At 75.6% G+C, this 10,913-nt stretch carries 9 protein-coding genes and 1 pseudogene; 8 read left to right on the top strand and 2 right to left on the bottom strand.

Annotation, left to right across the window (positions count from 1 at the left end; translation table 11 throughout):
• The 5 genes and pseudogenes from ACFU74_RS01505 to ACFU74_RS01485 form a co-directional block, all read left to right on the top strand.
• Positions 1 to 282, top strand: a pseudogene (locus ACFU74_RS01505) (hypothetical protein); the annotation flags it as partial.
• A 147-nt stretch (positions 283 to 429) separates the two neighbouring features.
• Positions 430 to 2,781 carry a protein translocase subunit SecD gene (gene secD / locus ACFU74_RS01500; RefSeq protein WP_380749954.1) on the top strand — a complete coding sequence of 784 codons (2,352 nt, stop codon included), beginning with the start codon at positions 430 to 432 and terminating at the stop codon, positions 2,779 to 2,781.
• 341 nt (positions 2,782 to 3,122) lie between these two features.
• Positions 3,123 to 3,386 carry a hypothetical protein gene (locus ACFU74_RS01495; protein ID WP_380749952.1) on the top strand — a complete coding sequence of 88 codons (264 nt, stop codon included), beginning with the start codon at positions 3,123 to 3,125 and terminating at the stop codon, positions 3,384 to 3,386.
• A 167-nt stretch (positions 3,387 to 3,553) separates the two neighbouring features.
• Complete coding sequence (locus ACFU74_RS01490) at positions 3,554 to 6,724, top strand: AMP-binding protein (RefSeq protein WP_380749972.1); 3,171 nt, start codon at positions 3,554 to 3,556, stop codon at positions 6,722 to 6,724.
• 59 nt (positions 6,725 to 6,783) lie between these two features.
• The gene (locus tag ACFU74_RS01485; RefSeq protein WP_380749969.1) at positions 6,784 to 7,227 is read left to right on the top strand and encodes a DUF4259 domain-containing protein; all 444 of its coding nucleotides are present in this window, start codon (positions 6,784 to 6,786) and stop codon (positions 7,225 to 7,227) included.
• 41 nt (positions 7,228 to 7,268) lie between these two features.
• Here the strand turns inward: ACFU74_RS01485 and ACFU74_RS01480 are convergent, their stop codons facing one another.
• A complete protein-coding gene (locus ACFU74_RS01480; RefSeq protein ID WP_380749949.1) occupies positions 7,269 to 7,628 on the bottom strand; it encodes a hypothetical protein in 360 nt (119 codons plus the stop codon).
• An 83-nt stretch (positions 7,629 to 7,711) separates the two neighbouring features.
• Positions 7,712 to 8,632 carry an NmrA family NAD(P)-binding protein gene (locus ACFU74_RS01475; RefSeq protein ID WP_380749946.1) on the bottom strand — a complete coding sequence of 307 codons (921 nt, stop codon included), beginning with the start codon at positions 8,630 to 8,632 and terminating at the stop codon, positions 7,712 to 7,714.
• 126 nt (positions 8,633 to 8,758) lie between these two features.
• Here ACFU74_RS01475 and ACFU74_RS01470 point away from each other — a divergent pair, with 126 nt between their 5' ends.
• From ACFU74_RS01470 to ACFU74_RS01460, 3 genes are all read left to right on the top strand, one after another.
• Positions 8,759 to 9,475, top strand: a complete 717-nt coding sequence (locus ACFU74_RS01470) for a TetR/AcrR family transcriptional regulator (RefSeq protein WP_380749943.1) — start codon at positions 8,759 to 8,761, stop codon at positions 9,473 to 9,475.
• 104 nt (positions 9,476 to 9,579) lie between these two features.
• Positions 9,580 to 9,837, top strand: a complete 258-nt coding sequence (locus ACFU74_RS01465) for a hypothetical protein (RefSeq protein ID WP_380749940.1) — start codon at positions 9,580 to 9,582, stop codon at positions 9,835 to 9,837.
• Between the two features lie 102 nt (positions 9,838 to 9,939).
• Positions 9,940 to 10,911, top strand: coding sequence for a zinc-binding dehydrogenase (locus tag ACFU74_RS01460; protein WP_380749938.1), 972 nt, complete (start codon positions 9,940 to 9,942; stop codon positions 10,909 to 10,911).
• Positions 10,912 to 10,913: the final 2 nt, after the last annotated feature.

Below are 10,913 nucleotides of genomic sequence, written 5' to 3'. Positions count from 1 at the left end.
GCGCCCGCCCCGCCGGTCGACCGCACCGCGCGCCGGGCGGTGGGGGCCCGGCCCCCCCCGCACCACCACGGGTCCGACGTCGCCCAGCGGCGTACGGCCGCCGTCGAGCCGGGCGTGCGGCTGCCCGTGCTCCCGCCGGCCGCGCTCCCGGCCGCCCGGACGGACGCCCCCCGGCCCCGGCCCGGGGGGTACGCCCCCGGGCCGCGCCAGGAGCGGGCGCCGCCGTCCGACCGCTACGACCCCCGCCACACCCGCGGTCCCCCCTCCACCCGGTCCAGCTGACGTTTCACCGCGCCCGCCGAACCGGGTGCCGCGGCCTGCCCGCGGCCCGAGCGTTCCCGGCGGTGCGCAGCTTCCTCGCGTCCGCCCGTCCCGGGTGCGGCGTCCCCCGCGGACGCCCGGCTCCCGCGGACCGCCCGTGGAGTACCCATGCCTACTCGCCGTGCCACGTTCTGGCGCGCGCTCGTCGCGCTCGCCGTCGTCGGTGTCTCGCTCTACGTCACCCTGACCACCCCGCCCCGCCTCGGCCTCGACCTGCGCGGCGGCACCCGGATCGTCCTGGAGACCCAGGACTCGCCCACCGTCCGCGCCGACGCGGGCTCCACCGACCGGGCGCTGGAGGTGCTGCGCCGCCGGGTCGACGGCCTCGGCGTCGCCGAACCCTCGCTCGCCCGCGCCGGGGAGCGGCGCATCGTCGTCGAACTCCCCGGCGTCCAGGACCCCCGCGAGGCCGCCGGGGTCATCGGCCGCACCGCCCAGCTCACCTTCCACCCCGTCACCGCGATGGCCGACGGCCCGGCCGGGCCCCCCGCTGCGGACGGCTCCCGGGTCCTCGCCGACCCCGGCCTCCCCGGCGCCCACCTGCGGCTGGGCCCGCCGGTGCTGACCGGCGACGGCGTCAAGGACGCCTCGGCCGTCCTCGACACCCAGATGGGCCTCGGCTGGAGCGTCGACCTCTCCTTCCGCGGCTCGGCCGGCGACGCCTGGGCCCGGCTCACCGGGGAGGCGGCGTGCGCCGCGCCGGGCGACCCCGCCCGCCGGGTCGCCATCGTGCTCGACGACCGCGTCCTGTCCGCCCCCGGCGTCCAGGACAGCGTGTCCTGCGGCCGGGGCATCACCGGCGGTTCGACGCAGATCACCGGCGGCTTCTCCGCCGACGAGGCCCGCGACCTCGCGGCCCTGGTGAAGGGCGGCGCGCTGCCCGTCCCGGTGACGGTGATCGAGCAGAGCACCGTCGGCCCCACCCTCGGCGCCGAGGCGATCCGGGCCAGCGCCCTGGCCGCGGTCATCGGCCTGCTCTGCACCGGGGCCTTCATCATCGCCGTCTACCGCCTGCTCGGGGTGCTGGCCACCGTCGCGCTCGCCCTCTACGGACTGATCTCGTACGCCGCCGTGGTCGCGCTCGGCGCGACCCTCACCCTGCCCGGACTGGCCGGCTTCGTGCTCGCCATCGGCATGGCGGTGGACGCCAACGTGCTGGTCTTCGAACGGGCCAGGGAGGAGTACACCGCGCCCCGGGCGGCCCGCGCCGGCAAGGAGCTCGACCTGCGGCGCCCGCTGCGCGTCGGGTTCGCGAAGGCGTGGAGCGCGGTGGCCGACTCCAACGTGACGACGCTGCTCGCCGCCGGGCTGCTCTTCGTGTTCGCCACCGGCCCGGTCAAGGGCTTCGGGGTGACGCTCTCGATCGGCGTGCTGGCCTCGATGTTCTCGGCCATGCTGATCACCCGCCTGCTCGCCGAGTGGGCGGTGCGACGGCCGGCCGGCGCCCGGCGGCCCGCCCTGACCGGCATGGCCACCGTCGGCCGGCTCCGGACCCGGCTGAACCGGCGTCCGCCCCGGCTGATGCGCCACCGGCGGCGCTGGCTCGGCGCCTGCGCCGGCCTGCTGCTGCTCGCCCTGGCCGGGATCGGCGGGCGCGGTCTGGACTTCGGCGTCGAGTTCACCGGCGGCCGGGTGGCGCAGTACACCGCCGCGCAGCGCGTCGACGCGGACGCCGCCCGCGCGGCGGTGGTCGGCGCCGGGTTCCCGCAGGCCGTGGTGCAGACCACCGGCGACACCGGCGTGTCCGTCCGCACCAAGGAGACCGGCGACGACCAGCAGCAGCGGATCCGCGAGGCACTCACCGGCGTCGCCGGCGAGCTGTCCGTGGAACGCGACGAGCTGATCGGGCCGAGCCTCGGCAGCGAGCTGCGCGGCTACGCACTGGCCGCGCTCGGGCTCGCGGTCGCCGCCCAGCTGCTCTACCTCACGATCCGCTTCCGGTGGACCTTCGCGGCCGCCGCGGTCATCGCGATGGCGCAGGACCTGCTGCTCGTCCTCGGCCTCTTCGCCTGGCTGGGCAAGCCGGTGGACAGCGTCTTCCTCGCCGCGTTGCTCACCATCGTCGGGTACTCGGTCAACGACACGGTGGTGGTCCTGGACCGGCTGCGCGAGCTGCGCCGGACCGGGACGAAGGCGAGCTGGGCGGACCTCGCGGACCGCGCCGTGGCGCAGACCCTCCCGCGGACGGTGAACACCGGCATGGGGGCGCTGTTCGTCCTGGTGGCCCTCGCGGTCCTCGGCGGCGACTCGCTCGCCGACTTCTCGGTGGCGCTGCTGGCCGGGGTCCTGGTGGGTACGGCGTCGACCGTGTTCACCGCGATGCCGGTGGTCGTGCTGCTCCAGGGCCGGTTCCCGGACCGGCCGCGGGAGCCCCGGGACGCCCGGGGGGCCCGGGACGCCCGGACGCCGCACGCGGTGGGCGCGGCCCGGGCACGCGACCACAACGGCGCGGTGGTCTGACCGGCGCTCGATCCGCTCCCGGAGGACCACCCCCCGGCACGACGCGGGGAGGACGTCGGCGGCGGCTCCGCCCTGGCCGGTCCGGACCGGCCAAGGCGGAGCCGTCAAGGCTGGGTGGCACGGCGTTCGGCGGACTCGGCGCCGGTCGATCGGTACCGTCCCGGCCCTGCTCCCAGGCGGCTCGTCGTGTCCGGCCGGTCTGTCCGGGGCCGCCCGGGGCTGTCCGGGACATGTCCCGGACAGGGTGAGGGATTGCCGGACGGGTGGCGCGGACTGAAGGCTCGGTGACGCGCTGCCCGGGCCACCGGCTTTCGGGAGCGCCGATCGGAAGGGATTGACCAATGCGCATCCGCAAGCTCCTCGCCGGCGTGACGCTGGGATCCGCGCTCCTCGTCGGGGGCCTCGCCGTCCCCGCCCAGGCGACGGCCGCCCCCGTGCCCCAGGCCGGATCGGTCGCCGTGATGGGCGAGATGGTGTTCTACGACGACTTCTGGACCCACGCCGAGTGCCAGAAGGTGGGCCGGGACGGCCAGAAGGCCAAGATGTGGAAGGTCTACAGCTGCCAGGAGTCGCTCTGGGACTGGGACTTGTACGTCGGATACTGATCCCCGCCCCGCGGGTGGTCGTCGGCACGGTTCAGCCTGACGCGGGGCCTGCCGGCCGGCAGGCCCCGCCTGGTCGGTGCGAGTGGTGGGACGACTCTGGCGGGCGACGGTGCCGAGCCGCTACGGTCTGGACCAGCCACCCGTCCTGGCCTCTACCGGGAGTCGACATCAGCACCCGAACCACCGTCAGCGCCGTTCCCGCCAACGCCGTTTCGACGCCTGACGCGCTCACCCTGACCGATCTGCTCGACGACCGGGCGCGGCGGCATCCCGACCGGCCCGCGCTGCTCGTCCCCGGACACCCGGCGCTCGACTACCGGACCTGGCGCGCGCGGGCGGTACGCGCCGCCCACGGTCTTGCCCGCGCGGGGGTCCGGCCGGGGGAGCGGGTGCTGCTGCTCTTCACGAACCGGGCCTGGGACGACTACGCGGTGGCCTTCCTGGCCGCGCACTACGCGGGCGCGGCAGCCGTCGTCGCCCGCGAGGACCTGAGCGCCGAGGACACCGCCCGGCTGGCGGGCGACAGCGCGGCGGCCCTCGCGGTCGCCGGCTCGGACGGGGACGCGCGCGCGTCCGCCGCCGGTCTGCGCTGCCTGCGGCTCGCCGACCTGGAGACGGACGGCGGGGACGGCGGGGACGGCGGGGACGGCAGGAAGGGCAGGGACGGCAGAGGCGGCGGGGACGACGACGGCGAACCGCCGCACCGTCCCGGCCCCGGCGACCTCGCCCAGGTCATCGGCACCTCCGGCACCACCGGGGCACCCAAGGGCGTGCACGCCGCCCACGCCAGCCTCACCGCCGGCCAGCGGCTCGACCCGCGCCCGCGTCCCTACGCCCACTCCGCGCACGCCCTGCACGCCTTCCCGATCGGCACCAACGCCGCCCAGGTCGTCCTGGTCAACGCCCTGGTCGCCGCGCCCGCCACGATCTGCCTGCCGCGCTTCGACGCCGAGGAGTTCGGCGCGGCCGTCGCCGAACACCGCGTCGGCACCGTCTTCCTGGTCCCGTCGATGGCCGTCGAACTGCTCAACTCGGGCGCCGCCGAGCGCTACGACCTCAGCAGCGTCCTGCTGATCAGCTCCTCCGCCGCGGCCCTGCCCGCCCCCGTCGCCACCGCCCTGCGCGAGGCCCTGCCGACCGCGACCCTGGTCAACACCTACACCTCCGCCGAGGCGTCCCCCGCCCAGATATCCGCCGTCGTCGACGCCCGCCGCCCCGGCTCCGTCGGACGCCCCGCCAACGCCGCCGACCTGCGGCTGCTCGGCGAGGACGGCCGCCCCGTCGAACCGGGCGCCGTCGGCGAGGTGTGGCTGCGCCAGCCCGGCCCGCCGCGCGGCTACACCGCCGGCGCCGCCGCCTCGTCCGCCGTCTTCCGGGACGGCTGGGTACGGATGGGGGACCTCGGCCGGCTCGACGCCGACGGCTACCTGTACCTGGTCGACCGGGAGAGCGACGTCATCAAGTCCGGCGCCCTCAAGGTCTCCACGCTGCGCATCGAGGACGTCCTGCACGCCCACCCGCAGGTCGCCGACGCCGCCGCGCTCGGCCTGCCGCACCCCGTCATGGGCGCCGTGCCGGTGGCCGCCGTCGTGCCCGCCGCCGACGGCCTCGACCTGGACGAACTGCGGCTCTTCCTCGCCGCCCGGCTCGGGCGGGCCGAACTGCCGGTCCGCATCCTGGTCACCGACCGGCTGCCCCGCAACCCCAGCGGCAAGGTCGTCAAGCACGAACTCCGCACCCGCTTCGACGCCCCGGCCGACGGCACGCCCGGCACCCCGCCCGCCACCGAGCACGAACGCGCCCTCGCCGCCGTCTGGCGCAGGATCCTCGGCCGGCCCGTCCAGGCCGTCGAGGACGAGTTCTTCGCCGCCGGCGGCGACTCCTTCCGCGCCGTCCAACTCGCCGCCGCCGTCTCCGCCGAGTTCGGCGTCACCGCCAGTACCGCCCTCGTCTTCGAACGCCCCTCGCTGCGCGCCCAGGCCGCCTGGCTCGCCGACGCCCCGAAGTCGTCCGACGGCCAACTGCCCCTGGCCGACTCCGAGCTGTCCCCGTTCCTCCGGGAACTGCGCGCCCAGCCGCACGACATCCCGCTCACCTCCCAGCAGGAGAACTTCCTGCGCTGGATGGCCGAGGCCGAGGGCCGCAACGTCGGCGCGGTCGCCGTCATGTTCCGCGTCACCGAGGCGCTGGACCCCGAACTGCTGGCCGAGGCCACGCGCGAGGCGGTGCGCCGTCACCCGGCGCTGCGCACCCGCTTCGTGCCGGTGCCCGGTGCCACGCCGGGGGTCCGACGCGCCGTGGTCGACCCCGAGCCGGAGATCGACGCCGTCCTGGTCGACGCGCCGGGCGAGAGCGACGACGAGGTGTCCGCCCGGCTGGTCGCCGCCCGGGACCGGCTCACCGACGTCGGCGAGGGCCCGATGACCGGCCTCGCCGTGGTCAGCCGCGGGCCCGAGGACCACGCCGTCCTGCTCGCCGTCCACCACATCGTCGGCGACGGCTGGTCGGTCGGCGTGCTGCTGCGGGACCTCGGCGTCGTCTACTCGGCACTGCGCCGCGGCCGTCCCGCACCGCCGCCCCGGCCGATGCCGACGCTCGGTGAACTGGTCACCCGTGCCAACGCCCACTGGCCGGTCTCCCGCGCCCACTTCGCCCGCACGCTCGCCGGCGCGCCCGAGGCCGTGCACCCCTTCCCCGGCCGCGCCGACACCGAGACGGTCCTCAGCGCCGCCCACCGCCTCACCGTCCCCGCCGCCCGGGCCACCGCCCTGCGCGAGCGGGCCGCCGAGGCCGGGGCCACGCCCTTCCAGGCCCTCGCCACCGTCTGGCTCGGCCTGCTGGCGGAGCGCAGCGGCCAGGACGACCTCGTCCTGATGACCCCGGTCCCCGGCCGCACCACTCCCGAGGCCGAGCAGGCCGTCGGCTGCTTCGTGCAGTCCCTGCTGCTGCGGGTCGACGCCTCCGGAGCCCCGGGCTTCGCCGAACTCCTCGCCCGGGTCCGCGACACGGCCACGGCGGCGCTGGACCACCAGCTGTACCCGTTCGCGGAGTTCAGCCCGCTGGTGCCGTTCGCGGCCTGGCTGCGCTACGAGGCCTGGAACGCCCCCGCCCAGCTCCCCGGGCTCACCTGCACGGCCTGGGAGGTCCCGCGCAGCGCCACCGTGCCCTACCCGCTCCCCGGCGGCGACCGCCACGTCCCCGAACTGGCCGCCACCGAGCAGCCCGACGGATCCCTGGTCTGCTGGCTCCGCTACAACGAGCACGCCTTCACCCCGGCCGCCGTCGAGTCCCTGGCCGCCGCCCTGGAGGCCCGCATCACCGAGGCCGCCGGGGGCTGAGCGTGCGATTGTCGGTGGCCGATGCCATGATCCCCATGACCCGACCGAAGGAGATCATCATGGGTACCTGGGACATCGGCCACTTCGACAACGACACCGCCGCGGACTTCTCCGGCACGCTGGACGAGGCGGCCCCGGAGGAGCGGGAGGGCCTGGTCCGCGGCGTCCTGACCGTCGTCGCCGAGACGGCGGCCGAGGACTACCTCGACTCCTACGAGGCGGCCCAGGCCGTGGCGGCCGCCGCCCTCGTCGCCGCCCAGTGCCCCGGCGGCGAGCCGGTCACCACCAGCTACGGCCCCGACGAACCCCTGCCGACCTTCGCCGCCGACCTCCGCCCGCTGGCCGTGCAGGCCCTCGACCGGACAGTCGCCGACGAGTCCGAACTCGCCGAACTCTGGGAGGAGAGCGAGGAGAACGAGGATTGGCGCCGCACCATCAAGGACCTCCGCGCCGTCCTCGCCCCCGAGCCGGAGCCGGCCGCGGAGGCGCTGGCCGACCTCTAGGCGCTCCAGGGCCGCTGGGACCGCTGGGACCGCCGGGACCGTCAGAGCGAGGCCAGCCAGTCCTCCTCAAGGCCGTCGAGAACGAACCCGTTCGCGAACTGCACCTTGTAGCTGGTCCGGGTGCCGGCTCCGGAGCCGAAGACTCCCGCCCGGGCGGCCTGCTGACGGAGGTCCTCGAACAGGCCGGCCGGGAGGCCCGGGATATGGCGGACCTGCTCGTCGAAGCCGGCCAGCCGGTCCTGGGCCACACCGCCGCCGCCCTGCTCGACGCCCGTGACGACGCCGGCCAGCCCCTCGGCCAGGAACAGCGCCCCGGGGAAGCCGCCCCCGATCGCCGTTCCGTGTGCGGTGACCTGCACCTCCCTGGTCAGCCTCACCCGTGCGCCGGTGTCGTACGCCATGGCCGTACCCCCTTTTCGATCCTGCCCCTGACCATGGCGAGCGTAGTGCAGCCGCGGGTCCTCCGGTGCGGGGCCGGACGGTTCTACGGGGCGCCGAGCAGCCGGGCGCGCAGCGCGGCCGCGCCGCCCTCGGCGAGCCAGTCCGCCAGGGTGCGCAGCCCGGGGTGGATGACCCGCAGCGCCTCGATGTCGGCGTGCCAGCGGTGGCCGGCGTCCCACTGGCGGCGGACCTCGGCGAACTCCGGGTTCAACGCGGCCGCCTCGTCGTGGGTGACCTGCTCGTAGCGCACCGCGATGCCGGTCGCGGCGCTGACGGCGGCCGCCGCCTCGACCGGGGTCGGGTCGTCGCCGGCCAGTTCCAGCGTCCGTCCGGCGAACCGGTCCGGCTGCTCGAAGGCCAGGGCCGCGAACTCGGCGATGTCCTCCAGCGCGATGATCTGGAGCGGCGCGTTCGGCGTGAAGAGGTGCCGGTGGACGCCGTCGCCGACTCCGTCGAGGCCGACGACGGCCGTCCCGAGGTAGTTCGTCATGAACCGCACCGGGCGCAGCACGGTGACCAGCGGGATCCGCTCGCGCAGGTACCGCTCGATCCGCCGCTTCCCCGGGGCCGCGAACGCCGCGCCCGAGGTCGAGGCGACGCCGGTGAACACCACCTGGCGGATCCCCGCGGCGGCCGCCGCGTCGGCCAGGGCACGGCCGCGGGCGAACTCCAACTCCTCGTCACCGCCCGCAGGTCCGTAGGCGACCGGCGGCACGGCGAACAGGGCGCCGGCGCCGGCCAGCGCGGGTTCGAGGCTCGACGGCGCGTCGAAGTCCGCGACGGCCAGCTCCGCGCCGGCCTCCGCGAGCGCCACGGCGGCGGGCGCGGTGCTGTCCCGGACCAGTGCGCGCACCGGCCGGCCGGCGGCCAGCAGCCGGCGTGCCGTGGCACCGCCCTGCTTGCCGGTGGCGCCGGTCACGGCCACGGTGGTGGCGGTCCAGGCGGTGTCCTTGTCGATGGTCATGGTTTCTCCTCTTTCACTCCGGGGGACGACCCGAGGTATCTGGAACACTGCAACCCGTTTGAGTCGAGACACAAGGGGTTTCGTGACATGACGACAGCGACCACGACAGCGACCACGACAACGGCAGTGACAACGATCGGCGGCGACCGGGCCGACGCCCGCCGCAACCGGGCCAAGGTGCTGGCCGCCGCCGGCCAGGCGATCGCCGAGCAGGGGCTCGACGTCCCGCTCGGCGACATCGCCCGCCGGGCGGGAGTCGGTGCCGGCACCGTGTACCGGCACTTCCCGAGCAAACAGGCCCTCCTGGAGGCGGTGTTCACCCAGCACCTGGACGACCTGATCGCCTCCGGCGAACGATGGGCCGCCCGGTTCCCGCCCACCGCGGCCTTCTTCGGATTCCTCCTGGACGTGGTCGAACTGTCCAGCGGGCGCGGGCACATCTGCGACGTGGTGACCGCCGACACCAGCTGGCCGCGCCCGCTGCTCACGGCGTCCAGGCTGCGCTTCGGCCAGGTCCTCACCGCACTCCTGCACGCCGCGCAACGCGCCGGCGGAGTCCGCCCCGACGTCGGCCCCGAGGACGTCCTCGCCCTCACCGCCGGGTGCGTCTCCATGCTCACCGCCCGCCACGACCGCCCGGCCGGCCTGAAACTCGTCCAGCTGACCCTGAACGGGCTGCATCCCTCCGGTCCTGTCACGGAAGAGCGGTCATTCCGTGACGATCAGAGTGTCCACTGCGAGGAGTGCGGGGCTGCACTCACCGTCCGCCCCACCGGCCGCCCGGGCCGCTACTGCGGCGCCACCTGCCGCCAGCGCGCCCGCCGCCGACGCCTCGCGGGCTGAGCTCCGGCCGAACGGACTACTCCGCACTGTGCGGGCGGACGGCGGCTCCGATACTGGCCGTCCCGGCCCCCGACGGCGGGGCACCACGAGGAAGGAGTACGGACATGAGCTCTCCAGCTCCCACGGAGTCCGGTTGCGAGATGATGAAGCGCACCGCGAAGGACCTCAAGAAGGAGATCGAGAAGAACGAGCACCGCGCGGCGGAGATCAGGTCCAAGATCACCGTGCTGCAGGGGCAGGCCCATCCGGACCAGGCACAGATCGATGCCCTCAAGCAGACCCTGGAGATCCTGGAGAAGAAGATCGAGGAGGATCGCGTGTCCCTGTCGACGTTGGAGGACGTGATCACCGAGAACTGTTAGGACCTGCCCGCTCCGCCCGGGCCGGTCGCGCTTGACCTCAACCCGGGTTGACCTTGCAGGCTGAGCCTGTTCGCACTGACGCACAGGCAGGGGGCAGGCAGCATGCGCGCCGTACAGGTACACCGCTTCGGAGGGCCCGAGGAGCTGGTCGTGGGGGAGGTGCCGGATCCGACGGCCGGGGCGGGGCAGGCCGTGGTGAAGGTGGCCGTCGCCGGGATGACCTTCGTCGAGACGCAGATCAGGCGTGGCACCGACCCGTGGCACGAGCCGCCGACGCTGCCGTACGTGCCGGGCGGCCTGGTCGCCGGCCGGGTGGACGCGGTCGGCCCCGGGGTGGACCCGGCCTGGCTGGGCCGGCGGGTGATCGCGAGCACCGGGGAGACCGGAGGTTTCGCCGAGCGGGCGTCGGCGTCGGCCGCCGCGCTCTTCCCGGTGCCGGAGGGCCTGGGCCTGCCCGAAGCGGTGGCGCTCCACAGTGACGGGAGCACGGCGCAGGGGCTCGCCGAGCACGTCCGGATCCGCCCCGGCGAATGGGTCCTGGTGGAAGCCGCAGCGGGCGGGGTGGGCAGCCTGCTCGTCCAACTCGCCCGGGCCGCGGGCGCCCGGGTGATCGGCGCCGCCGGAAGCGCCCGGAAGCTCGACGCCGTACGCGAACTGGGCGCCGACGCCGCCGTCGACTACCGCGAGCCCGGCTGGACGGAGCAGGTACGCGCACTCACCGGCGGCGCGGGCGCGGACGTGGTGTTCGACGGAGTCGGCGGCGACATCGGCCGAGCGGCCTTCGGGGCGACGGCCCGCGGCGGCCGCTTCTCCGTCCACGGCGCCGCGAGCGGAACGGCCACCGCCATCGACCCGGCGGATGCACAGCGCGCGGGTGTGGAGGTCCTCGGTATCGACCAACTCTTCGGCTTCGGCCCCCACCTCACCCGCTGGGCCCGCGAGATCATGGCCGAAGCGGCAGCCGGCCGGGTCCGCCCGCTCATCGGCCAGACCTTCCCGCTGGACCGGGCCGCCGACGCCCACACCGCCATCGAGACCCGCACCGCCCTCGGCAAGACCCTGCTGCTGGTGTAGGT

Origin of the sequence: Kitasatospora sp. NPDC057500 (assembly GCF_042802195.1) — a bacterium.
GTDB lineage: Bacteria > Actinomycetota > Actinomycetes > Streptomycetales > Streptomycetaceae > Kitasatospora.
The sequence above is the reverse complement of the archived record's forward strand: the minus strand, read 5'-3'. Positions and strand labels throughout refer to the sequence as shown.